A 24279-nucleotide genomic window follows, 5' to 3' on the forward strand; every position below is an offset into this window, starting at 1 on the left:
GCGGTGCCCTCCGCGGTTTAATCTACGTTGCTGAGAAGGTAGCGATAACCCTCACCGTCCGCGACGAACTCGAGGCGGTGGGTGATGCAGGCGGGGGCATCTTCGGCATGGTGTGAAACGAACAGCAGCTGCGTTTCACCTTCGCTAATCAGCACGTCCACAAAGCGGCGGACCAGCTGTCGGTTAAGCGGATCCAGCCCCTGCAGCGGCTCGTCGAGGATCAGGAGCGTAGGGTGTTTTACCAGCGCGCGAACGATCAGTGCCAGGCGCTGCTGCCCCCACGACAGGCTATGAAACGGCGCGTCAGCCACCCGGTTATCCATCCCCAGAATATCCAGCCACTGCTGGGCCAGCTTGTGCTGTTTATCTGACACTGCCTGATAAATGCCGATGGAATCAAAATAGCCGGAAAGGATCACGTTGCGTACCGTGGTACTGACCCGGTAATCCAGATGCAGGCTGCTGCTAACGTAGCCAATGTGCTTTTTGATATCCCAGATGGTTTCGCCGCTGCCGCGACGGCGGCCAAACAGCGTTAGATCGTTGCTGTAGCCCTGCGGGTGATCGCCGGTTATCAGGCTCAGCAGCGTGGATTTCCCCGCGCCGTTGGGACCGACAATCTGCCAGTGTTCGCCAGGATTGACCGTCCAGCTGAGGTGATTCAGGATCGGTCGTTCGTCATAGGAGACTACGCCATCGCGCAGGACGATAAGCGGCTGCCGGGGATCGAGACCGTGGCGTGCTGCCGGCGCGTCGGGATCCGGCAGCGCAATGCCCGCCAGCTTTTCGCTGTGCGCAAGCTGGGCAATCAGCGCCTGTCGGAGCAGCGCGGACTTTTCTCCGGTTTCGATCAGGCTACAGTCTGCCAGCACGCCCGCGTTCTGCACGAAGTCAGGAATTTCATCAAAGCGGTTCAGCACCAGTACGATCGTATAGCCTTCCTGATTCAGAGAGTCCAGCAGGGCAGCCAGCTGGGCGCGGGAGTGGACATCCAGCCCGTCAAAGGGCTCATCCAGAATCAGCAGCTCCGGCTGGCTCATGAGCGCCTGGCACAGCAGCGTTTTCCGCGTCTCGCCGGTAGAGAGGTACTTAAAGCGCCGGTTCAGCAGCGCGGAAATGCCAAACTGTTCCGCCAGATGCTGACAGCGGGCGGGATCTTTCACCTCATCCTGAATAATTTCCGCCGCCGTGCGGCCGGTATCTTCTTCGCCAGGACTGAGTAAATCGGTATTGTTGCGCTGCCACTCGTCGCTGACCAGCTTCTGTAGCTGTTCAAAGGACAGGCGCGTCAGGCGCGTGAAATCGCTCCGGCATTCGCCTTTGAGAAGGGTAAGCTCTCCGGCCAGCGCGCGGGCCAGCGCGGATTTACCGCTGCCGTTAGTGCCGACAAACGCCCAGCTTTCACCCGCGCGTATTGTCAGATCGGCAATCGTCAGCGTTCGGGTATCGCTAAGACGAAACGTACCTTGCGAAATATGCAATGATGACATGATGTATCCCATTTTTTGCAGCAATAGATATCAGGGATACGCACTGTCGTCACGATTGTCAATGCGCTCAGCACAATGTGGCGATAATCACCCGGTCCGCGTTGAAATATGCGGTGACGACAGCACCTTCTTCTAAATCGTTCGCCTCGCTGAGCGGGACCGTGGCGCAAAGCGCCTGTCCGTCTGCCAGGGGCATCAGCACTTCGCACTGCTCCTTGCCGCGTTCGATATGGCTGATGGTGCCCCGCAGCTGGTTATCAGCCGCCTTTGCTTTGTCCGGGTCGCGTGTGATATTGACCCAGGGTGCTTTCAGCAACACCAGCACCTCTTTACCTTCATCCAGGTCAAGGCGCTCTGCGCTCTGGGCCGTTATCGCCGCTTTCAGACGGGTGACACCATCGGCAAGCAGGATCTCAACATGCTGCTGTACCTGGAGATTATCGCGCGCCGTCACCGTACCAAACCACTGGTTGCGGGCGCTGGTCTGCAACGAGAAGCGGGAAATGGCGGCCAGCAAGCTGTCCAGCGGAACGTTGTCGTCGTCACTCAATACATCGAACGCTTTTTGCTGAATCTGGCCCAGGAGATCGTAGAGCTGAATCAGGCGCAGGCCGTAGCGTGTGACAACAGCACCTCCACCGCCTTTGCCCCCTGTGGCTCTGTCCACCAGCGGATGCTCGCTCAGGGTGTTCATGTCATTGATAGCATCCCAGGCGCTTTTATAGCTAATCCCGGCGTTCTTAGCGCCCTGGCTAATTGAGCCGGTTTGTTCTATCTGTTTAAGCAGGGCAATACGTCGGGGATCGGCGAAAAGCTTTTGCTGAAGTCGGAGAGTAAGAAGAATTTCGGCCTGCATAACAGTGTCCTGGCAAAAAGAATATTGTGACCCAAATGGTGCAGGGCGCAAAGGGCACCGCACAAAAGGGGATGTTTTTCTTACTTTTCAGGGTAGAATAGCCCATTCACAAAATCTGGAGAAAACCATGTTAGAGTTGTTGAAAAGTCTGGTATTCGCCGTGATCATGGTACCAGTAGTGATGGCCATCATCCTCGGTGCCATCTACGGCCTGGGTGAAGTTTTCAACGTCTTTTCGAATATCGGTCACCGAGACCGTGCGAAAAAGCAGCATTAATTTCCCACAAAACGCCCGGCTTGCCCGGGCGTTTTGCTCTCAAGCTTTTCTTACTTTCGCCGATATTATTTAACGTAACACACCGTGTTACCCCTTGAGCGGTACGAATTACCGCTGGGATCTCCCTGACGATACCGTTATATTAATATGTATATAACGCTACTCACAGGAGTTACAGATGGCACGTTCATGGGTACGCCTTTTCGCAGGGGCAACGCTGACGCTTTCACTTACCGGACACGCGCTGGCGGACGAAGGTAAAATCACGGTCTTTGCGGCGGCGTCGTTGACCAACGCGCTGCAGGATATTGCGGCGGCGTATAAAAAAGAGAAAAACGTCGAGGTAGTCTCCTCTTTTGCCTCTTCCTCTACGCTGGCACGGCAGATAGAAGCGGGCGCTCCGGCAGATCTGTTTATCTCTGCTGACCAAAAGTGGATGGACTACGCGGTGGAGAAGAAATCGATTGATGCGGCGACCCGCGAAACGCTGCTGGGCAATAGCCTGGTTGTGGTTGCACCGAAGGCCAGCGCGCAGGGTGAAATCACCATCAATAAAGAGACAAACTGGACCCGCCTGCTGAACGGTGGCCGTCTGGCGGTGGGTGACCCGGAACACGTTCCGGCCGGAATTTACGCCAAAGAAGCGCTGCAAAAGCTGGGCGCGTGGGAGGCCCTGTCACCAAAACTGGCCCCGGCGGAAGATGTGCGCGGCGCGCTGGCGCTGGTGGAGCGTAACGAAGCTCCGCTGGGCATTGTGTATGGTTCCGATGCCGTTGCCAGCAAGGGCGTAAAAGTGGTTGGCACCTTCCCGGAAGACTCCCACAAGAAAGTGGAATATCCTGTGGCGATTGTTGATGGACATAAAAATGCGACCGTAACGGCCTTCCGCGATTATCTGAAGGGGCCGGAGGCGTCCGCAATCTTTAAACGTTATGGATTTACGACTCACTGATGATACTGACCGATCCTGAATGGCAGGCTGTTCTGCTGAGCCTTAAAGTCTCTTCCCTGGCGGTTGCGCTGAGTTTGCCCTTTGGGATCTTTTTTGCCTGGCTACTGGTTCGCTGTCGGTTCCCCGGCAAAGCGCTGCTCGACAGCGTCCTTCATCTTCCCCTGGTTTTACCGCCCGTGGTGGTCGGTTATCTGCTGCTGATTTCGATGGGGCGACGCGGTTTTATCGGCGAAAAGCTCTACGACTGGTTCGGAATCACCTTTGCCTTTAGCTGGCGCGGTGCGGTACTGGCGGCGGCGGTGATGTCATTCCCGCTGATGGTCAGAGCGATCCGCCTCGCGCTGGAAGGCGTGGATATGAAGCTCGAACAGGCAGCCCGCACGCTCGGTGCCGGGCGCTGGCGCGTCTTTTTTACCATCACGCTTCCGCTTACGCTGCCGGGCATCATTGTCGGGACGGTGCTGGCGTTCGCCCGCTCGCTGGGCGAGTTTGGTGCGACCATCACCTTTGTGTCGAACATTCCCGGCGAGACGCGGACCATCCCATCGGCAATGTATACCCTGATTCAGACGCCAGGGGGAGAGAGTGCCGCAGCGCGGCTGTGCATCATCTCTATCGTATTAGCCCTGGTTTCGCTGCTGGTTTCTGAATGGCTGGCACGGCTAAGCCGCGAACGGATGGGGAAATAACGATGCTGGAACTGAATTTCACCCAGACGCTGGGAAACCATACTCTGACGCTTAACGAGACGCTGCCTGTAAGCGGCATCACCGCCGTCTTCGGCGTGTCGGGCGCGGGTAAAACGTCTCTGATTAACGCCATCAGCGGCCTGACGCGCCCGCGGTCAGGGCGCATTGTCCTGAACAACCGCGTCCTGAATGACGTGGAGAACAAGATTTACCTTTCGCCGGATAAACGCCGCATCGGCTATGTTTTTCAGGACGCGCGCTTGTTCCCGCACTACAGCGTGCGCGGCAACCTGCGCTACGGCATGGCGAAAAGCATGGCCGGGCAGTTTGATAAGCTGGTGACGCTTTTAGGCATTGAACCCCTGCTCGACAGGCTGCCGTCCTCGCTCTCCGGCGGGGAGAAACAGCGTGTGGCTATAGGCCGCGCGTTGCTGACCGCCCCCGAACTGCTGCTGCTCGACGAGCCGCTGGCCTCGCTGGATATACCGCGCAAGCGCGAGCTTTTACCTTACCTGCAGCGTCTGACCCGCGAAATTAATATTCCGATGCTCTACGTCAGCCATTCACTGGATGAGATCCTCCATCTGGCCGATAAAGTGCTGGTGCTGGAAGAGGGCAGCGTGAAGGCCTTCGGCAACCTGGAAGAGGTGTGGGGCAGTAGCGTGATGCACCCCTGGTTACCCAGGGAGCAGCAGAGCAGCATCCTGAAGGTGAGCGTTCTGGAGCATCATCCGCACTACGCGATGACCGCCCTGGCGCTGGGCGACCAGCATCTTTGGGTCAATAAGATCGACAAACCATTGCAGTCCGCGCTGCGGATCCGCATCCAGGCGTCGGACGTCTCGCTGGTGCTGCAGCCGCCGCTGCAAACCAGTATTCGAAATATTCTGCGCGCCAAAGTGGCGGAATGTTTTGATGATAACGGGCAGGTAGAGGTGAAGCTCGACGTGGGCAGCAGGACGCTCTGGGCGCGCATCAGCCCGTGGGCCAGGGATGAGTTAGCAATCAAGCCCGGCCTGTGGCTTTACGCGCAAATCAAGAGCGTTTCGATCACCGCCTGATTACAGCAGGTGGGTATAGATGTACTGCGCGATGCTGTCGGTGGTGTTGTCGCCAATCACCACGTTAGCGCGCGCTTTTACCGCGTCGTCGGCATTGCCCATCGCCACGCCCGTACCGACGGCTTCCAGCATGCTGATGTCGTTGTAGTTGTCGCCGAAGGCGATCGCGTCCTGCATTGACCAGCCCTGCGATTCCACGTACTGCTTCAGACGCTTGCCTTTGCTGTTGCCTTTGCGGGCAATATCCACCTGATCGTGCCAGGACCATTCGCACTCCAGCCCCAGCGTGTCCTCGACGTGTTTCGCGAAGGTATTCAGTTTGGTGGTGTCTTCATCCGTCAGGGCAAACTTCCAGATAGCCTCAACGTCCTGGGCCGCCTGACGCAGAGAGGAAACCTGGGTAAAGACCGGACGCTGCGCTTCTGGCAGGGACAACGCCCAGTTGCTGGTGCGTACCACATGGCCGGTTGGGCGCTCGTACACCATCGCGTTATCCACATACATCAGGCCGTGAACGTTATGCTCACCCAGCAGATCAATCAGCTGCAGCGCCTGGGGAACCGGCAGCGGGTCGGAGGCTAAAACCTTTTTTGCCTGATAATCATACAAATAAGTGCCATTACAACAAATTGCAGGTGTATCCAGCGCCAGTGCCTGATAAAAAGGGTGAATGGCAACGTGATGTCGACCCGTTACGATAAGGAGTTGATATCCCACCTCCTGCGCGCGTTTAAGCGCTTCAAGGGAGGAGGGGAGCAGGGTTTTCTGAGGGGTAAGTAATGTTCCGTCTAAATCCAGTGCAATCACACGCGAGGTCATTTGTTCTTCCGGGTTAATGTTGAATTTTAGGTCTCAGGGGATGTTACACCGAGAGTAAATCGCTGCAAAATTCCTGGCTAAAATTCAGCATTCACCGTTAAAAATAATCACTTTCACGTGCAGTGAGGAAAGGAGTATTCATGAAACAAACCGTTTATACCGCCAGTCCTGAAAGTCAGCAGATCCACGTCTGGCGCTTGAATGCAGAAGGTTCGCTCACGCTGGTTCAGGTTGTTGATGTGCCGGGCCAAGTGCAACCGATGGTCGTCAGCCCGGATAAACGTTTCTTATACGTGGGTGTGCGCCCGGAGTTTCGCGTGCTGGCCTACCGCATCTCTCCTGACGACGGCGCGCTGACCTACACCGCTGAAGCGCCACTGCCGGGCAGCCCAACCCACATCTCGACCGATCGTAAAGGCCGCTTCATTTTTAGCGGTTCTTACAATGCCGGTTGCGTCAGCGTGACCCGTCTTGACGATGGTATTCCGGTAGAAACTGTCGACGTGGTGGAAGGGCTGGAAGGCTGCCATTCGGCGAATATCTCCCCGGACAACCGCACGCTGTGGGTGCCTGCGCTGAAGCAGGATCGAATCTGCCTGTTCACCCTGAGCGACGATGGTCACCTGGTGGCGCAGAATCCGGCTGAAATCACCACCGTTGAGGGCGCGGGTCCGCGTCATATGGTCTTCCACCCGAACCAGCAATATGCTTACGTCGTTAACGAACTGAACAGCTCGGTGGACGTATGGGAGCTGAAAGATCCTAACGGTCAGATTGAGTGCGTACAGACGCTGGACATGATGCCGTCTGACTTCTCTGACACTCGCTGGGCGGCAGATATTCACATCACGCCGGATGGTCGTCATCTGTACGCCTGCGACCGCACCTCCAGCCTGATTACCGTCTTCAGCGTCTCCGAAGATGGCAGCGTGCTGGCTATTGAGGGCTTCCAGCCAACGGAAACTCAGCCGCGCGGCTTTAATATCGATCACAGCGGTAAATACCTGATTGCGGCGGGGCAGAAATCCCACCACATCGCGCTGTATGAAATCAAAGGCGAGCAGGGCCTGCTGGAAGAGAAAGGACGCTATGCGGTAGGTCAGGGGCCAATGTGGGTGGTGGTTAACGCTCACTAAGCGGCTTAAAACAAAAAACCTCGCGAATGCGAGGTTTTTTTATGCCCGGTAGAACGGCGTTTACCGGGCCTGCGGGTTGTGTAGGCCGGGTAAGGCGAAGCCGCCACCCGGCAAAACAGCTTACTGCTTCGGCTCAGCAACCACGTTGCTGCCCAGACCGCGGTTGTTGTATTCCCACATGCGGTTGAAGTTCGCGTCGTTCAGGTTGCGCTGCACGTTTCCTTTATCGTCCACCGCACCGGTGTTGCCGGAGAACGGACGTTTGGAGACAGCCGCATCAGCCCACGGCTTCGCCACGTTAAAGCCTTCGTTGATCACGCTGTCGCGAATAACGACCTGGCCGTTGGTCGCAGAGTCCACGTCCAGGGAGCGGCCCAGCTGCGCCACGCCATCACCGGCCGCGTTAAAGCGGCTGTTCACGGCCAGGAAGCCGTAAAACAGGTTAGACTGGGTTGCTGGAGCAAACACATAGCCTTCCTGCTGGGTACGGGAATTCACCACGCGGAAATCGGTGTTATCAAACACTACCGCGCCGCGACCGGACACCAGATCAACGTCACCTTCAACGTAGCTGTTGGTCACCAGCGTACGGGTCAGACGGTTGTTCTGCAGCGTGTTCTGTACGCCGCTGTTGGTCACGAAGAAGGTGTTCTGACGGCCCAGAATATTGACGTTGTTAATCTGCACCTTATCGCCGTCGCTACGCAGCGCCACGGCCTGATGGTTACCGGCATCCACGCTGTCACCCAGGGTATTCTGAATGGTCAGGTTCTGCAGTTGCAGGCCATTATTCTGCGACCAGAATACCGCCGAGCACATCACGCCAACGGTGGCGGAACGCTTGCTCTGGCAATTATCAAACATATACCACGCCGGTTTGCCCGGCATATATTTGCCTGCCGGGTTCACCAGGTGACGCCAGGCGGTGCTGTCGATTTCGGAATCAATCGCCAGGCCAATTTTTACGTCGATGGCTTTTTCACCCAGACCGTAAATCGTAATGCTGCCAGGAGCCGCCGGAACATACACGGTACCTTCGTATTCACCCGGCAGGATCGCGATGTACTGGCGAGACGCGCTGTGTTTAGTGATTGCCGCGTCAACCGCTGCCTGGATAGAGGTATGCGTTACGCCCTGCGCGCCAGCCGGGCCAACAACGAAGTCAGGCTGTTTAGGCAGGTTAATAGAAGACGGTGTCCACGGCGCGGCGTTAGGATCCATCGCCGAGAAGTAATGGGTGCGGTCGAAATTCTTCGCTTCATCCGCGGACAAAATCGGGCGGGAGGCGGTACCGGGCGCTACCTGCTCAGAAGGACGCTGATCCGGTGGTGTAGAACTGCATGCGGATAATGTCACGCCAAAGGCGAGCGCTAACGCCAGACGGGAAATCCTGGAAATGTTCAAGGTGAAGCTCCTGGGTATGCAAGTCTTTACGGGATAGACGAAATAGCCTGCTTTTTTATACTAAGTTGAGCGAAACGGGAAGATAAAAAGGGTAAAAGTTGCATTTTTTGCCCGGAGGTGACGGGAAAGTCATCACAAATAAATAACATTTTCCCTTAAGGCGGTTGACAGCAGACGATGGATGCAAATAAATGTCTATACAACCCATGACAAGTGGAATGCCCATGCAGCTTCAACCTGACGATGTTATATGGCGAAATGCGCGCCTGGCAACAATGGTTCCCGATACATCCGCGCCTTATGGCCTGAAAGAGCAGCACGCGCTGGTCGTGCGCGGCCAAACTATCCTTGGCGTGCTTCCTGAATCTGACCTTCCTTCCGGACACCGTCACGTCATCGATCTTGAGGGACGTCTGGTCACGCCTGGCCTGATTGACTGCCATACCCATCTGGTATTTGGCGGCGACCGCGCGGCGGAGTGGGAACAGCGTCTGAACGGCGTCTCTTACCAGACCATCAGCGCTCAGGGGGGCGGGATTAACGCCACCGTGACGGCAACGCGCAGCAGTTCCCTGGAAACCCTGCTGAAACTTGCGCAGCAGCGGCTCCAGCGTCTGATGAATGAAGGTGTAACGACCGTTGAAATCAAATCGGGATACGGACTCAACGCCGAGGCCGAAGAGAAGATGCTGCAGGTTGCCCGCCAGCTGAGCCTCGATAATCCGATCGATATCAGCCCAACGCTGCTGGCGGCCCATGCGGTTCCGCCGGAATACCGACAGGATCCGGATGCGTACCTCGCGCTGGTTTGCGAGCAGATCCTGCCCACGCTGTGGCAAAAAGAGTTATATGAAGCAGTAGACGTGTTTTGTGAAAACGTCGGCTTTACCCCGTCGCAAACCGAGCGCCTCTTCCAGGCCGCCGCCGCGCTCGGTATCCCGGTGAAAGGGCATGTTGAACAGCTGTCGAATCAGGGCGGAGCGGCGCTGGTCAGCCAATATAACGGACTGTCGGCCGATCATATCGAATATCTCGACGACGCGGGCGTTCAGGCGATGGCGCAAAGCGGTACGGTTGCGGTACTGCTCCCCGGCGCGTTCTATTTTCTGCAGGAACGCCAGCGTCCGCCGGTTGATCAGCTCAGAAAACGTGGTGTGCCGATGGCCGTCGCCACCGACTATAACCCCGGCACCAGCCCGTTTGCCAGCCTGCACCTGGCGATGAATATGGCCTGCGTCCAGTTTGGCCTGACGCCTGAAGAGGCCTGGGCTGGCGTCACGCGCCATGCGGCGCAGGCGCTGGGCCGCGGCGCAACGCACGGGCAGCTGCAGTCGGGGTTTGTCGCTGATTTTATCGTCTGGGATGCTCACCATCCTGTAGAGATGGTCTACGAGCCGGGACGCAATCCGCTGTATCAACGTATTTTCCGTGGGGAGGCAGTATGAAGTTATGGCGGCCCGTCGCCGAAACGGTCTGGCAGGGGCGAGACGACAGCGCCGAAGCCAGCAATGCAACGCGCATTTTCCAGACGATACAACAGCAGGCGCAGTTCACGCCGCTTTCATCCGGCATCGCGCTGATAGGATTTGAATGCGATGCAGGGGTTAAACGCAATCAGGGCAGGCCCGGCGCCGCGCAGGCCCCTGACATTCTGCGCAAAGCGCTGGCGAATATGGCAAGCCATCAGGGACACGAACGGCTGGCGGATATGGGCTCGGTGTACGTTGAAAGCGATGAGCTTGAACCCGCGCAGCGGGCGTTAAGCGATGCCGTGACGGCCTGCCAGCAGTCCGGGATGCGCACCCTGGTGTTTGGCGGCGGGCATGAAACCGCCTGGGCGCATGGACGGGGTGTTCTGGATGCGTTCCCCGGCGAGCGCGTGGCAGTGATAAACCTGGATGCGCATCTCGACCTGCGCAAGGCCGACCGGGCGACGTCCGGTACGCCGTTTCGTCAGCTGGCTCAATACTGCGATGAATGCGGGCGCGAGTTTCGCTACGCCTGCTTCGGCGTCAGCCGCGCGGCGAACACCCAGGCACTGTGGGATGAGGCCGAACGCCTGAACGTCACGCTGGTGGAGGATCTTCATTTCAGACGCGAGGCATTATCGGCCTTGGAAAAGGTGCTGGCGCAGGCCGATCGTATCTATCTGACAATCGATCTGGATGTCCTGCCCGCGGGCGAAATGCCTGCCGTTTCCGCCCCTGCGGCGTTAGGCGTCCCGGCAATGGATCTAATGCCGGTTATTGAACAAATCTGCCGCAGCGGTAAGCTGCAGGCCGCCGATCTGGTAGAGTTTAACCCGCAGTACGATCGGGACGGACAGGGCGCAAAGCTCGCTGCCCGTCTGGCCTGGCAAATTGCTCACTGGTGGGCATAACACTATTAAAGGAGTCACGATGTTTTCACGCTCACCCCTGCCGCAACCGAGCCCGCCCGCGCCTTTCTATGAAAAGGTGAAGCAGGCGATCAGCGAAAAAATCGCCACCGGCGTCTGGCGCCCGCACGATCGCATTCCGTCGGAGGCCGAGCTGGTGGCGCAGTTCGGTTTTAGCCGGATGACCGTCAACCGGGCGCTGCGCGAGCTCACCGACGAAGGACTTCTGGTGCGCCTGCAGGGCGTGGGGACGTTTGTGGCGGAACCGAAAGGGCAATCTGCCCTGTTTGAAATCCGCAGCATTGCCGATGAGATAACCTCGCGTAATCATCAGCACCGCTGCGAAGTGCTGGTGCTGGAAGAGACCCAGGCCAGCGCCGAGCAGGCCGTTGAGCTAAATGTCAAAGAGGGTAGCCGCATCTTCCACTCTGTGATGGTGCATTTTGAAAACGACATTCCGGTGCAGATTGAAGATCGCTGCGTCAACGCAGAGCGGATACCGGAATACCTGAACCAGGATTACACCCACACCACGCCGCACGCGTATCTCTCGCTCGTTGCACCGCTCACGGAAGGGGAGCACATTGTGGAGGCCGTACGCGCGACGCCGCAGGAGTGCGAGCTGTTGCGCATTAAAGAACACGATCCGTGCCTGCTGATCCGCCGTCGTACCTGGTCATCATCGCATATCGTGTCGCATGCCCGACTGCTTTTCCCGGGGAACCGTTACCGGCTTCAGGGCCACTTTATGTCATAAGTTTTATAAGCGTGATCGCTAACGCAATATAACAAAATTGTATCTTTTTTGTTAAATCCGACCTTGTGTGTGCTTGTCTATACAAGTATATCTAAATGCATCATCTGTCCCTTATGAGGAGCACACAATGTCGTCAGGTAAATACCGCCAGCAGGACGTCCGCGCCGCGCGCGGCACCACGCTTACTGCCAAAAGCTGGCTCACCGAAGCCCCGCTGCGCATGTTGATGAACAACCTTGATCCTGAGGTGGCGGAAAACCCCCACGAACTGGTGGTCTACGGCGGCATAGGCCGTGCCGCACGCAACTGGGAATGCTATGACGCAATTGTAAAATCCCTGACCGAACTCGAACACGACGAAACCCTGCTGGTGCAGTCCGGCAAGCCGGTTGGCGTATTTAAAACCCATAAGAACGCGCCGCGCGTGCTGATCGCCAACTCTAACCTCGTGCCGCACTGGGCCACCTGGGAACACTTCAACGAGCTGGACGCGAAAGGGCTGGCGATGTATGGCCAGATGACCGCCGGGAGCTGGATCTACATCGGCAGCCAGGGGATTGTGCAGGGCACCTACGAAACCTTCGTGGAAGCGGGGCGTCAGCACTATAACGGCTCGCTGAAAGGCCGCTGGGTGCTTACCGCCGGTCTGGGCGGGATGGGCGGCGCGCAGCCGCTGGCCGCCACGCTGGCCGGCGCGTGCTCGCTGAACATTGAATGCCAGCAGAGCCGCATTGATTTCCGTCTGCGTACCCGTTACGTCGATGAACAGGCCGAAAATCTCGATGACGCGCTGGCGCGCATCAAAAAATACACGTCCGAAGGCAAAGCGGTGTCGATTGCCCTGTGCGGCAACGCGGCGGATATTCTGCCGGAGCTGGTTGCCCGCGGCGTGCGTCCGGATCTCGTTACCGACCAGACCAGCGCCCATGACCCGCTGCACGGTTACCTGCCAAAAGGCTGGACGTGGGAAGACTACCAGCAAAAAGCGGAAACCGACCCTGAAGGCACGGTACTGGCGGCTAAGCGTTCGATGGCGGAACACGTCTCCGCGATGCTGGCTTTCAGCCAGTTTGGTATTCCAACCTTTGACTACGGCAACAACATCCGCCAGATGGCGAAAGAGATGGGCGTGAATAACGCCTTCGACTTCCCCGGCTTCGTGCCTGCCTATATCCGTCCGCTGTTCTGCCGCGGCATCGGCCCGTTCCGCTGGGTGGCCTTGTCCGGCGATCCGCAGGATATCTACAAAACTGACGCTAAAGTGAAGGAGATCGTCGCAGACGACGAACACCTGCACCACTGGCTGGATATGGCTCGCGAACGCATCAGCTTCCAGGGCTTGCCGGCGCGCATCTGCTGGGTAGGGCTGGAGTGGCGGCAAAAGCTGGGTCTGGCCTTCAACGAAATGGTGCGCAGCGGTGAAGTCTCCGCGCCTATCGTCATTGGCCGCGACCATCTGGACTCCGGCTCCGTCGCCAGCCCGAACCGTGAAACCGAAGCCATGCGCGACGGATCTGACGCGGTCTCCGACTGGCCATTGCTTAATGCCTTGCTGAATACCGCCAGCGGCGCCACCTGGGTCTCGCTGCACCACGGCGGCGGCGTCGGGATGGGCTTCTCCCAGCACTCAGGGATGGTCATCGTCTGTGACGGAACCGATGAAGCGGCCGCGCGCATCGCCCGCGTGCTGCACAACGACCCGGCAACCGGCGTGATGCGTCACGCGGATGCGGGTTACGAGATTGCCATTGACTGTGCCAAAGAGCAGGGACTGAACCTGCCGATGATCTCTGCCACACAAGGAAAGCATGCATGAACGCGTTAACTCTCACTCCCGGCTCGCTGACGCTCAAACAGCTGCGTAACGTCTGGCGCCAGCCGGTCACCCTTTCACTTGATGAAAGCGCCCACGCCGCGATAAACGACAGCGTCGCCTGCGTAGAAGCGATTGTTGCCGAAGGGCGCACCGCCTACGGGATTAACACCGGCTTTGGCCTGCTGGCGCAGACCCGCATCGCCACGCACGATCTGGAAAACTTACAGCGTTCGCTGGTGCTGTCGCACGCGGCAGGCGTCGGCCAGCCGCTGGATGATGAGATTGTCCGTCTGATGATGGTGCTCAAAATCAACAGCCTGGCGCGCGGTTTCTCGGGCATTCGCCTGAGCGTGATCCAGGCGCTGATGGCCCTGGTGAATGCAGAAGTCTATCCGTGGATCCCGGCAAAAGGCTCCGTCGGCGCCTCCGGCGATCTCGCCCCGCTGGCGCACATGTCGCTGCTGCTGCTGGGCGAAGGCAAAGCGCGCTGGCAGGGTGAGTGGCTCCCTGCGAAAGAAGCGCTGGCAAAAGCCGGCTTAACGCCAATCACCCTCGCGGCAAAAGAGGGGCTGGCGCTGCTCAACGGCACGCAGGCGTCGACGGCCTTTGCGCTGCGCGGCCTGTTTGAAGCGGAAGATCTCTTTGCCTCGGCGGTGGTGTGCGGTGCGCTGACCACCGAGGCGGTGCTCGGCTCGCGTCGTCCGTTTGATGCGCGTATTCACGCGGTGCGCGGCCAGCGCGGGCAGATTGATGCCGCCGCCATGTACCGCCACGTGCTCACCGACACGAGTGAGATTGCGGATTCACACCATAACTGCGAGAAGGTGCAGGATCCGTATTCTCTGCGCTGTCAGCCGCAGGTGATGGGCGCGTGCCTGACGCAGCTGCGCCAGGCAGCAGAGGTGCTGCTGGTGGAGGCCAACGCGGTCTCCGACAACCCGCTGGTATTCGCCGAGGAAAACGAGGTGGTCTCCGGGGGCAATTTCCACGCCGAGCCGGTGGCGATGGCGGCGGATAATATCGCGCTGGCGATTGCCGAAGTCGGGGCGTTATCCGAGCGCCGCATCGCGCTGATGATGGATAAACACATGTCCCAGCTGCCACCGTTCCTGGTGCGTAACGGCGGGGTTAACTCAGGCTTTATGATCGCTCAGGTGACGGCCGCAGCGCTGGCAAGCGAGAACAAAGCCCTGTCGCACCCGCACAGCGTGGACAGCCTGCCAACTTCGGCGAACCAGGAAAGATCACGTTTCGATGGCACCCGCTGCCGGGCGTCGTCTCTGGGAAATGGCCTCCAACACCCGCGGCGTGCTGGCGGTGGAGTGGCTGGCGGCGTGTCAGGGTATCGATCTGCGCGAAGGGCTTAAATCCAGCCCGCTGCTGGAGCAGGCGCGCCATGTGCTGCGCGAGCACGTCACGCATTACGATGATGACCGCTTCTTTGCGCCGGATATTGATAAGGCGATGCAGCTTCTGGAAGAGGGACGCCTTGTAGGACTGCTACCTTCGGTGCTGTGATGTTTTGCCCGGTGGCGCTGCGCTTACCGGGCCAACAAATGCGAAATCCAGGCCGGGTAAGGCGTAGCCGCCACCCGGCTTTTTTCAGGAATACATCGCCGTAATCGACGCGCTCCCCAGGGAATGGAAATGCACGTTAAACCCGACCATCGCGCCGCTCGCGCCTTCATCGACCTCAATCTTCTCCACATCCAGCGCGTGCACCGTGAAGATATAGCGGTGGGTTTCCCCTTTTGGCGGCGCCGCGCCGCCGTAGCCCTCTTTACCAAAGTCAGTGCGCGTCTGAATGGCACCTTCAGGCAGGGCAACCAGGTCTGAACCGGAACCCTGCGGCAGCACGCGCGTGTCGGCGGGCAGGTTCGCCACAACCCAGTGCCACCAGCCCGAGCCGGTCGGCGCGTCCGGGTCGTAGCAGGTCACGACAAAGCTTTTGGTTCCTGCAGGAACGTCGTCCCACGCCAGGTGTGGGGAGATATTATCCCCCTGATAGCCCATGCCGTTGAAAACGTGGCGTTCGGGGAGTTTTTCACCGTCGCGCAGATCTTTACTGATGATTTTCATACGGTTTACCCTCGTTATTCACTCGTTCAGGAAGTGTAACGCATGGGATTAAATCGCGAAATGCGCGGGAATGTTAACGGCTGTTACGACCGCGTCGGTTAATTTACGCAGCTGCTCCGGCGTGATGCTGTACGGCGGCATCAGGTAGATAAGCTTGCCGAAAGGCCGCACCCAGACGCCCTGCTCAACGAAAAAGCGCTGCAGCGCCGCCATGTTCACCGGGCGGGTGGTTTCAATCACCCCGATGGCACCCAGCACGCGCACGTCCGCCACAAAATTCGCCCCCGAGGCGGCGCTCAGCTCTCCTTTCAGCTGTGCCTCAATCGCCGCGACCTGCGTCTGCCACTCGCCGCTCTCCAGAATGGCGAGGCTTTCGCTTGCCACGGCGCAGGCCAGCGGGTTGCCCATAAACGTCGGGCCGTGCATAAAGCAGCCCGCCTCGCCGTCGCTGATAGTGTCGGCAACCTGACGAGTGGTGAGGGTGGCGGAGAGCGTCATGGTGCCGCCGGTCAGCGCTTTACCCAGACACAGAATATCCGGGGCGATACCCGCATGTTCGCAGGCAAACAGCTTGCCGGTGCGGCCAAAGCCGGTGGCAATTTCATCGGCAATCAGCAGAATGCCCTCGCGGTCGCACATCTTGCGGATGCGCCTCAGCCATTCCGGATGGTACATCCGCATTCCGCCCGCGCCCTGCACGATCGGTTCGAGAATAACGGCGGCGATTTCATGGCGATGTGCCGCCATCAGCCGCGCGAAGCCCACCATGTCCATCTCGTTCCATTCGCCGTCGAAGCGGCTTTGCGGCGCAGGGGCAAACAGGTTTTCTGGCAGATACCCCTTCCACAGGCTGTGCATGGAGTTGTCCGGATCGCAGACCGACATCGCCCCGAAGGTATCCCCGTGATAGCCGTTGCGGAAGGTGAGGAACCGCTGGCGCGTTTCGCCCTTCGCATGCCAGTACTGCAGCGCCATCTTCATCGCCACTTCCACCGCCACCGAGCCGGAATCGGCCAGGAAAACGCACTCCAGCGATTCAGGCGTCATCGCCACCAGGCGACGGCATAAATCCACCGCGGGCTGATGAGTGATCCCGCCAAACATCACGTGCGACATCTGGTCAATCTGGGCCTTCATCGCCGCGTTCAGGCGCGGATGGTTGTATCCGTGAATGGCCGCCCACCAGGAGGACATTCCGTCAACCAGCCGCTCGCCGCTGGCGAGATGCAGCTCGCAGCCGTGGGCAGAGGCCACCGGATAGACGGGAAGGGGGCGGGTAGTGGAGGTGTAAGGGTGCCAGATATGCTGCTTGTCGAAGGCGAGATCGTCCTGGGTCATAATCGACTTGTAAACCATTTTGAAAAGTTTTAGGTTTACGAGTATAAACCGAACCGAAAATTAACAAAACCCTTTGGAGAAGCCCAATGGCTCACCACGCACGCTGGACGATGTCGCAAGTTACTGAATTATTCAACAAACCTTTCCTTGAGCTGATGTTTGAAGCGCAACAGGTGCATCGTCAGCACTTCGATCCGCGCCATGTTCAGGTCAGCACGCTGCTGTCGATCAAGACCGGCGCCTGCCCCGAAGACTGCAAATACTGCCCGCAGAGCGCGCGCTACAAAACCGGTCTCGAATCCGAGCGTCTGATGGAAGTGGAGCAGGTGCTCGACTCCGCGCGCAAGGCGAAAAACGCGGGCTCAACCCGCTTCTGCATGGGCGCGGCGTGGAAAAACCCGCACGATCGCGATATGCCGTATCTGGAGCAGATGGTGAAAGGCGTGAAGGAGATGGGGCTTGAGGCCTGCATGACCCTCGGCACGCTGAACGAGGAGCAGGCGCAGCGCCTCTCGGCGGCGGGGCTGGATTACTACAACCACAACCTTGATACCTCGCCGGAATTTTACGGCAACATCATCACCACGCGCACCTACCAGGAGCGTCTGGATACGCTGGATAAAGTGCGTGACGCGGGGATCAAGGTCTGCTCCGGCGGCATCGTGGGCTTAGGCGAAACGGTGAAAGACCGCGCGGGTCTGCTGCTGCAGCTGGCGAACCTGCCCACCCCGCCGGAAAGCGTGCCGATCAACATGCTGGTGAAGGTCAAGGGCACGCCGCTGGCGGATAACGAGGATGTGGATGCGTTTGATTTTATTCGCACCATCGCGGTGGCGCGCATCATGATGCCAACGTCTTACGTTCGCCTCTCTGCGGGCCGCGAGCAGATGAACGAGCAGACTCAGGCGATGTGCTTTATGGCCGGCGCCAACTCCATCTTCTACGGCTGCAAGCTGCTGACCACGCCGAACCCGGAAGAGGACAAAGACGTCCAGCTGTTCCGCAAGCTGGGGCTGAACCCGCACCAGACCGGGGTGCTGACGGGCGATAACGAGCAACAGCAGCAGCTGGAGCAGCAGATTCTCAACGCCGACACCGACCAGTTCTACAACGCGGCAGCCGTATGACCTGGCAGGCACGGATTAATGCCGCGCTGGAAGAACGCCGGGCGGCAGAGGCGTTTCGCGTTCGCAGAGTGGTGGAAAACGGCGCGGGCCGTTTTCTGACCCGCGAGGGACGGCAGTTTTGTAATTTCTCCAGCAACGACTATCTCGGGCTGAGCCAGCATCCGGCCATCGTCCGCGCCTGGCAGCAGGGCGCGGAGCGGTTTGGCGTGGGCAGCGGTGGCTCGGGGCACGTCAGCGGATACACCACGGCGCATCAGGCGCTGGAGGAAGAGCTGGCCGACTGGCTGGGCTACCCGCGTGCGCTGCTGTTTATCTCCGGCTTTGCCGCCAATCAGGCGGTCATCGCGGCCATGATGGGGAAAGAGGACCGCATTGTCGCCGACCGTTTAAGCCACGCCTCCCTGCTGGAGGCTGCAAACTTAAGTCCCGCCCAGCTGCGGCGTTTTGCCCATAACGATGCGTCACAGCTCGCCTCGCTGCTGGACAAACCCTGCGACGGGCAACAGCTGGCGGTCACGGAAGGGGTGTTCAGCATGGACGGCGACAGTGCGCCGCTTGCCGCGCTTCACGAGGCCGCAAAGCGGCAAAACGCCTGGCTACTGGTCGATGATGCTCACGGTGCTGGGGTGATGGGCGATGAAGGACGCGGCAGCGCCCATCAACAAAACGTGAAGCCGGAACTGCTGTTGGTTACCTTCGGCAAAGGCTTTGGCGTCAGCGGCGCCGCCGTGCTGTGCAGCGAATCTGTCGCCGACTATCTGCTGCAGTTTGCCCGTCACCTCATCTACAGCACCAGCATGCCCCCGGCGCAGGCCGTGGCGCTGTCGGCGTCGCTGGCGGTGATCCGCAGCGCAGAAGGGGATGAACGCCGTCAGCAGCTGGCAGAGCACATCTCCTGCTTCCGTCAGGGACTGGCGGCGCTTCCCTTCCAGAGTCCCGATTCGCAGAGCGCCATCCAGCCCGTGATTGTCGGCGAAAACGGCCGCGCGCTGGCGCTGGCCCAGGCGCTGCGCGAGCGGGGGATGTGGGTAACGGCCATTCGTCCACCAACCGTTCCGCCGGGCACCGCGCGTCTGCGCTTAACCCTGACGGCGGCGCATGAGGCGCAGGATATCCAGACGCTGCTGGAGGCGCTTCATGATGCCGGTGAATAAGCAGGCCGTTGCGGCGGCGTTTGGCCGGGCCGCGCGGAGCTATTCGCAGCACGATGAACTCCAGCGCCAGAGCGCGCAGGGGCTTCTGGCCGCGCTTGGCGAGAACCGCTTCCCGCAGGTGCTGGACGCTGGCTGTGGTCCCGGCAGCAACAGCCGCTACTGGCGCGAGGCGGGGAGCGAGGTGACGGCCATCGACCTGTCGCCCGCTATGCTGGACGAGGCACGCCAGCAGCAGGCGGCGCACCACTATGTCGTGGCCGATATCGAGGCTATCCCGCTGGCGGACGCGCAGTTCGATCTGGTCTGGAGCCATCTGGCGGTGCAGTGGTGCAGCAGCCTGCCGCAGGCGTTACGCGAGCTTTATCGCGTCGCACGCCCGGGCGGAAAGGTAGCCTTTACCACCTTGCTGGAAAGTTCGCTGCCGGAGCTGAATCAGGCGTGGAAAGCGGTGGATGAACAGCCGCACGCGAACCGCTTTTTATCGTATGAGCAGGTGACGCAGGCGCTGGCAGGCTGGCGCTGTCGCAGCACGGTGCAAACCATCACGCTTAATTTTAGCGACGCGTTCAGCGCCATGCGCTCTCTGAAGGGCATCGGCGCCACGCACCTGCACGCCGGGCGGGAGAAAAAACCGCTGACCCGGGGGCAGCTGCAACGCCTGGAACTGGCCTGGCCGCAGCAGCGGGGCCTTTTCCCGCTCTCTTATCAACTTTTTCATGGGATTATCGAACGTGACTGAACGTTATTTTGTTACCGGCACTGATACGGAAGTGGGCAAAACGGTTGCCAGCGCTGCGCTGCTGCAGGCGGCACGACTGCTCGGAAAAAACACCGCCGGATATAAGCCCGTGGCTTCCGGCAGCGAGATGACGGCGGAAGGGTTACGCAACACCGACGCGCTGGCGCTCCAGCGTAACAGTAGCCTTGAGCTTGCCTATTCGGCGGTGAATCCCTATACCTTTGCCGAGCCGACGTCGCCACACATTATCAGCGCTGACGAAGGCCGTCCGATTGATTTCGCCGTGCTGTCTGCCGGGTTACGGACGCTGGAAAGCCAGGCCGACTGGGTGCTGGTGGAAGGCGCGGGAGGCTGGTTTACGCCGCTTTCGGACACGCAGACCTTTGCTGACTGGGTGCAGGCCGAGCGGCTTCCGGTCATTCTGGTCGTCGGCGTGAAGCTGGGCTGCATCAATCACGCCATGCTGACGGCGCAGGCCGTTCAGCAGGCAGGGCTGACGCTGGCAGGCTGGATAGCCAACGACGTGGTTGCGCCGGGCAGGCGGCATCAGGAGTATCTGGCGACCCTCAAGCGCGTGCTCCCGGCACCGTTCCTCGGGGAAATCCCCTGGATTGCTGGCGTTGCTGAGCAGGCCGAAACCGGGCGCTATCTCGACCTCAGCGTCTTGCTTCCCGCGACATCCAGTGGGCAATGAGCTCATCGTTCAGCTCGCTAACGTGGCCCTGAGCCACGTTACGCCCGCGATAAAGCATGCAAAACCGATCCGCCACCCGGCGGATAAACGACAGCTGCTGCTCCGCCAGCAGCACCGTCATGCCTAACTCTCGGTTTAAGCGCCCCAGCAGCTGCGCCAGCTTCTGGGCAAATCCGTGTCCTGCCCCATGCGTAGGCTCGTCCAGAATTAGCATCCGCGGGCGGTTGACCAGTGCATTCGCCAGGGCAAGCTGATACTGATCCTCTGGCGAAAGGGCATTGCCCCGCGTCTGACGTCGCGCGTAGAGTTCCGGGAACAGATCGTATACGTCGCTTTTCGCCGCCAGGTCGGGTTTCCCCATCGCCCGCATGGCAATATGCAGATTCTCCTCAATCGTCAGTTGAGAGAAAATACGCCTGTCCTGCGGCACATAGCCTATTCCCGGCTCTGAACGTTGTTCCGGTGCCGGGCTGAGCAAATCACGCGGCGGTGCGCCCGCTTCATGCCAGATAATCGTGCCGCTTTCGACGGGGATGTTTCCGGTAATGCAGTTCATCAGGGTGGTTTTGCCCATCCCCGGCAGGCCTATGATGCCTGTACACATCCCTTGCGGAAAATCCAAATCCACGTTCCATAGCGTATGTTGGCTTCCGTAAAATTGATTCACTGCACGCAGACTCAACATCTTTCTCTCCTTAAAAATGCGTAGGGATAGGCCTGACGTGAAGCTGCAAAACGCTTGCCAGAAACCTGAAATCGATTAAAAAAACGACTTTTTTAGGAATAAGCCACAGGAGAGCAGGGTAAAAACGCGTGGCTTGCACATCGACGGTGCCGGGAATGGTGAGTTGTGGTGCAGGACGAAAAATGGCTGAAATGTGAGCAGGATCGCATCTGTTGGTTATGAATGACTCAACTGTTTATCGTCAAAAAAGAGCTATAAAAATTTTTTGTTGCCGCCTCGTGGGAAAATCCGGGAATTTGCTGAGCGGCGGTCTACACGGGCTGGAAGCAGTTATCCACTATTCCTGTGGATAACCATGTGCATTAGAGTTAGAAAACACGCGATAAGCGAGAGAAGACGCGGCTTTCGCCCAAATTGACGCGAAACGCGGCTTTAGAAAATATCGTTTAAAATTTAATTGCTTAGATAAAAGCAATTACCGTAATGAAAGTGTCACTCGTTGCCATAAAACTATCATTACCTGGCTTGACAAATGTTAAAAAAGAAAAAGTTCTGGGGATAACCCAACCTGGCTGGTTTTTTATCTCGTCAGAGCCTAAATTTTGTCCGCTAACGCGCTAATGACTCCGCCGCTACGCTAAATATCCTGACACGCCACTGGTTTTTCATCCAGTGTTTTTTACTGGCATTCCTGGCAACAACGAGTAAAATTACTCACCTGCCGCTTATAACGTCATCAGGTCGTCGCCCATGAGTAAACCGTTCAAACTGAATTCTGCTTTCCGCCCCTCTGGCGATCAGCCTGAGGCGATCCGTCGTCTTAAAGAGGGGCTGGAAGACGGGCTGGCGCACCAGACGCTGCTGGGAGTAACCGGCTCGGGCAAAACGTTTACTGTCGCCAACGTGATCGCTGACCTGCAGCGCCCCACGATGGTGCTTGCACCCAATAAAACCCTCGCGGCACAGCTTTACGGCGAGATGAAAGAGTTCTTCCCGGAAAACGCGGTGGAGTATTTTGTCTCCTACTACGATTACTACCAGCCGGAAGCCTATGTGCCGAGCTCTGATACCTTCATCGAGAAAGATGCTTCGGTGAACGAACACATCGAACAGATGCGACTGTCTGCGACCAAGGCGCTGCTTGAGCGTCGCGATGTGGTTGTGGTCGCGTCTGTTTCGGCGATTTACGGCCTGGGCGATCCGGATCTCTATCTGAAGATGATGCTGCACCTGACGCAGGGGATGATCATCGATCAGCGCGCAATTTTGCGCCGTCTGGCCGAACTGCAGTACACCCGTAATGACCAGGCCTTCCAGCGCGGGACGTTCCGCGTGCGCGGTGAGGTGATCGACATCTTCCCGGCGGAATCGGACGATATGGCGCTGCGCGTCGAGCTGTTTGACGAAGAGGTCGAGCGTTTGTCACTGTTCGACCCGCTGACCGGCCACGTTGAGTCGGTGATACAGCGTTTTACCATCTACCCTAAAACGCACTACGTGACGCCACGAGAGCGTATCGTGCAGGCGATGGAAGAGATCAAAGAGGAGCTTGCAGAGCGCCGTAAGGTGCTTCTGGCTAACAATAAGCTGCTGGAAGAGCAGCGCCTGAGCCAGCGCACCCAGTTCGATCTGGAGATGATGAACGAGCTGGGCTACTGCTCGGGTATCGAAAACTACTCGCGCTTCCTCTCCGGGCGCGGGCCGGGCGAGCCACCGCCGACGCTGTTTGACTACCTTCCGGCCGACGGTCTGCTGGTGATCGACGAATCCCACGTCACGATCCCGCAGATCGGCGGGATGTACCGCGGCGACCGCGCGCGTAAAGAGACGCTGGTGGAGTACGGCTTCCGCCTGCCGTCAGCGCTGGATAACCGTCCGATGAAGTTTGAAGAGTTTGAGGCGCTGGCGCCGCAGACCATCTACGTGTCGGCCACGCCGGGCAACTACGAGCTGGAAAAATCCGGCGATGAGGTGATCGACCAGGTGGTCCGTCCGACCGGGCTGCTGGACCCGATTATCGAAGTGCGCCCGGTGGCGACCCAGGTGGACGATCTGCTCTCTGAGATCCGCGCCCGTTCCGCCATCAACGAGCGCGTGCTGGTGACGACGCTCACCAAGCGCATGGCGGAAGACCTGACCGAGTATCTTGAAGAACACGGTGAGAAGGTGCGCTATCTGCACTCGGATATCGACACCGTGGAGCGCATGGAGATTATCCGCGATCTGCGTCTGGGCGAGTTTGATGTGCTGGTGGGGATCAACCTGTTGCGAGAAGGTCTGGATATGCCGGAAGTCTCGCTGGTGGCGATTCTGGACGCCGATAAAGAGGGCTTCCTGCGCTCTGAACGCTCCCTGATCCAGACCATTGGCCGCGCCGCGCGTAACGTCAACGGGAAAGCGATTCTGTACGGCGACAAAATCACCCCGTCGATGGCGAAAGCGATTGGCGAAACGGAACGCCGACGCGAGAAGCAGCAGCGCTACAACGAAGAGCACGGCATTACGCCGCAGGGGCTGAACAAGAAGGTGGTGGATATTCTGGCGCTGGGTCAGAACATTGCGAAGACCAAAGCGAAAGGCCGCGGCAAGGCACGTTCAGTGGTGGAAGAAGATACCGTCGTACTGACGCCGAAGGCGCTGCAGCAGAAAATCCACGAGCTGGAAGGGCAGATGATGCAGCACGCCCAGAACCTGGAGTTCGAAGAGGCGGCACAGATCCGCGACCAGCTGCATCAGCTGCGGGATCTGTTTATTGCGGCATCATAGGTAAAGCGGCGTGTATTCCCCCTCTCCCCGTGGGAGAGGGCTGGGGTGAGGGCATCAGGCCGC

At 58.9% G+C, this 24279-nt stretch carries 21 protein-coding genes and 1 pseudogene; 15 read left to right on the top strand and 7 right to left on the bottom strand.

Translation table 11 applies throughout. The features are described 5' to 3' along the window. Positions 1-17 precede the first annotated feature (17 nt). Together modF and modE are read right to left on the bottom strand one after the other, a co-directional pair. Positions 18-1490: a molybdate ABC transporter ATP-binding protein ModF gene (modF, locus tag DG357_RS06880; RefSeq protein ID WP_059357966.1), complete on the bottom strand. Its 1473-nt coding sequence runs from the start codon at positions 1488-1490 to the stop codon at positions 18-20. 67 nt (positions 1491-1557) lie between these two features. Then, positions 1558-2346: a molybdenum-dependent transcriptional regulator gene (gene modE / locus DG357_RS06885; RefSeq protein ID WP_047367754.1), complete on the bottom strand. Its 789-nt coding sequence runs from the start codon at positions 2344-2346 to the stop codon at positions 1558-1560. 127 nt (positions 2347-2473) lie between these two features. Between modE and DG357_RS06890 the strand changes: the two genes are divergently transcribed. The 4 genes from DG357_RS06890 to modC all read left to right on the top strand — a co-directional run bounded on the left by DG357_RS06890 (position 2474) and on the right by modC (position 5325). Next, positions 2474-2623 carry an AcrZ family multidrug efflux pump-associated protein gene (locus tag DG357_RS06890; protein ID WP_013097516.1) on the top strand — a complete coding sequence of 50 codons (150 nt, stop codon included), beginning with the start codon at positions 2474-2476 and terminating at the stop codon, positions 2621-2623. Between the two features lie 178 nt (positions 2624-2801). After that, the gene (gene modA / locus DG357_RS06895; RefSeq protein ID WP_049136999.1) at positions 2802-3575 is read left to right on the top strand and encodes a molybdate ABC transporter substrate-binding protein; all 774 of its coding nucleotides are present in this window, start codon (positions 2802-2804) and stop codon (positions 3573-3575) included. Continuing rightward, positions 3575-4264: a molybdate ABC transporter permease subunit gene (gene modB / locus DG357_RS06900; RefSeq protein ID WP_041910749.1), complete on the top strand. Its 690-nt coding sequence runs from the start codon at positions 3575-3577 to the stop codon at positions 4262-4264. Before modA ends, modB begins: the two co-directional genes overlap by 1 nt. A gap of 2 nt (positions 4265-4266) precedes the next feature. Beyond that, entirely contained in the window at positions 4267-5325 is a 1059-nt protein-coding gene (modC, locus tag DG357_RS06905) for a molybdenum ABC transporter ATP-binding protein ModC (RefSeq protein WP_088204416.1), read from the top strand. Here the strand turns inward: modC and DG357_RS06910 are convergent, their stop codons facing one another. Further along, a complete protein-coding gene (locus tag DG357_RS06910) occupies positions 5326-6144 on the bottom strand; it encodes a pyridoxal phosphatase (protein WP_088204417.1) in 819 nt (272 codons plus the stop codon). A 140-nt stretch (positions 6145-6284) separates the two neighbouring features. Here DG357_RS06910 and pgl point away from each other — a divergent pair, with 140 nt between their 5' ends. After that, positions 6285-7280 (top strand): 6-phosphogluconolactonase, encoded by a 996-nt coding sequence (pgl, locus tag DG357_RS06915; RefSeq protein WP_028012405.1) that lies wholly within the window; start codon positions 6285-6287, stop codon positions 7278-7280. 120 nt (positions 7281-7400) lie between these two features. On the opposite strand, the gene DG357_RS06920 is transcribed toward pgl, so the two are convergent. Then, positions 7401-8684, bottom strand: coding sequence for a putative acyl-CoA thioester hydrolase (locus tag DG357_RS06920; protein ID WP_088204418.1), 1284 nt, complete (start codon positions 8682-8684; stop codon positions 7401-7403). Between the two features lie 224 nt (positions 8685-8908). Here DG357_RS06920 and hutI point away from each other — a divergent pair, with 224 nt between their 5' ends. The 5 genes and pseudogenes from hutI to hutH all read left to right on the top strand — a co-directional run bounded on the left by hutI (position 8909) and on the right by hutH (position 15152). Then, positions 8909-10129 (top strand): imidazolonepropionase, encoded by a 1221-nt coding sequence (hutI, locus tag DG357_RS06925; protein ID WP_088204419.1) that lies wholly within the window; start codon positions 8909-8911, stop codon positions 10127-10129. Continuing rightward, positions 10126-11064: a formimidoylglutamase gene (gene hutG, locus DG357_RS06930; RefSeq protein WP_088204420.1), complete on the top strand. Its 939-nt coding sequence runs from the start codon at positions 10126-10128 to the stop codon at positions 11062-11064. The genes hutI and hutG overlap by 4 nt, the downstream gene beginning before the upstream one ends. A gap of 19 nt (positions 11065-11083) precedes the next feature. Continuing rightward, complete coding sequence (locus tag DG357_RS06935; RefSeq protein ID WP_047367758.1) at positions 11084-11818, top strand: histidine utilization repressor; 735 nt, start codon at positions 11084-11086, stop codon at positions 11816-11818. A gap of 127 nt (positions 11819-11945) precedes the next feature. After that, positions 11946-13634, top strand: a complete 1689-nt coding sequence (gene hutU / locus DG357_RS06940; protein ID WP_088204421.1) for a urocanate hydratase — start codon at positions 11946-11948, stop codon at positions 13632-13634. Beyond that, positions 13631-15152 (top strand): annotated as a pseudogene (gene hutH, locus DG357_RS06945) (histidine ammonia-lyase). Before hutU ends, hutH begins: the two are co-directional and overlap by 4 nt. An 84-nt stretch (positions 15153-15236) precedes the next feature. Here the strand turns inward: hutH and DG357_RS06950 are convergent. Both DG357_RS06950 and bioA read right to left on the bottom strand, forming a co-directional pair. Further along, on the bottom strand, positions 15237-15713 hold the full coding sequence (locus tag DG357_RS06950) for a kinase inhibitor (protein WP_088204422.1): 477 nt from the start codon (positions 15711-15713) through the stop codon (positions 15237-15239). A 48-nt stretch (positions 15714-15761) separates the two neighbouring features. Continuing rightward, positions 15762-17051, bottom strand: a complete 1290-nt coding sequence (gene bioA, locus DG357_RS06955) for an adenosylmethionine--8-amino-7-oxononanoate transaminase (protein WP_375714050.1) — start codon at positions 17049-17051, stop codon at positions 15762-15764. Between the two features lie 86 nt (positions 17052-17137). Between bioA and bioB the strand changes: the two genes are divergently transcribed. From bioB to bioD, 4 genes are read left to right on the top strand one after another with little or no spacing between them, the layout of a single operon-like run. Further along, positions 17138-18178 carry a biotin synthase BioB gene (bioB, locus tag DG357_RS06960; RefSeq protein WP_028012414.1) on the top strand — a complete coding sequence of 347 codons (1041 nt, stop codon included), beginning with the start codon at positions 17138-17140 and terminating at the stop codon, positions 18176-18178. Beyond that, positions 18175-19332: an 8-amino-7-oxononanoate synthase gene (bioF, locus tag DG357_RS06965; RefSeq protein ID WP_088204424.1), complete on the top strand. Its 1158-nt coding sequence runs from the start codon at positions 18175-18177 to the stop codon at positions 19330-19332. Before bioB ends, bioF begins: the two co-directional genes overlap by 4 nt. After that, on the top strand, positions 19316-20071 hold the full coding sequence (bioC, locus tag DG357_RS06970) for a malonyl-ACP O-methyltransferase BioC (RefSeq protein WP_045259949.1): 756 nt from the start codon (positions 19316-19318) through the stop codon (positions 20069-20071). Before bioF ends, bioC begins: the two co-directional genes overlap by 17 nt. Next, positions 20064-20765 (top strand): dethiobiotin synthase, encoded by a 702-nt coding sequence (gene bioD / locus DG357_RS06975; RefSeq protein ID WP_088204425.1) that lies wholly within the window; start codon positions 20064-20066, stop codon positions 20763-20765. The genes bioC and bioD overlap by 8 nt, the downstream gene beginning before the upstream one ends. Here the strand turns inward: bioD and DG357_RS06980 are convergent. Then, positions 20728-21450 (bottom strand): ABC transporter ATP-binding protein, encoded by a 723-nt coding sequence (locus tag DG357_RS06980; RefSeq protein ID WP_088204426.1) that lies wholly within the window; start codon positions 21448-21450, stop codon positions 20728-20730. The genes bioD and DG357_RS06980 overlap by 38 nt on opposite strands. Before the next feature lie 750 nt (positions 21451-22200). Between DG357_RS06980 and uvrB the strand changes: the two genes are divergently transcribed. After that, the gene (gene uvrB / locus DG357_RS06985; RefSeq protein ID WP_028012419.1) at positions 22201-24216 is read left to right on the top strand and encodes an excinuclease ABC subunit UvrB; all 2016 of its coding nucleotides are present in this window, start codon (positions 22201-22203) and stop codon (positions 24214-24216) included. Positions 24217-24279: the final 63 nt, after the last annotated feature.

It is taken from the genome of Enterobacter bugandensis (genome assembly GCF_900324475.1).
In the GTDB taxonomy this organism is placed as follows: domain Bacteria; phylum Pseudomonadota; class Gammaproteobacteria; order Enterobacterales; family Enterobacteriaceae; genus Enterobacter; species Enterobacter bugandensis.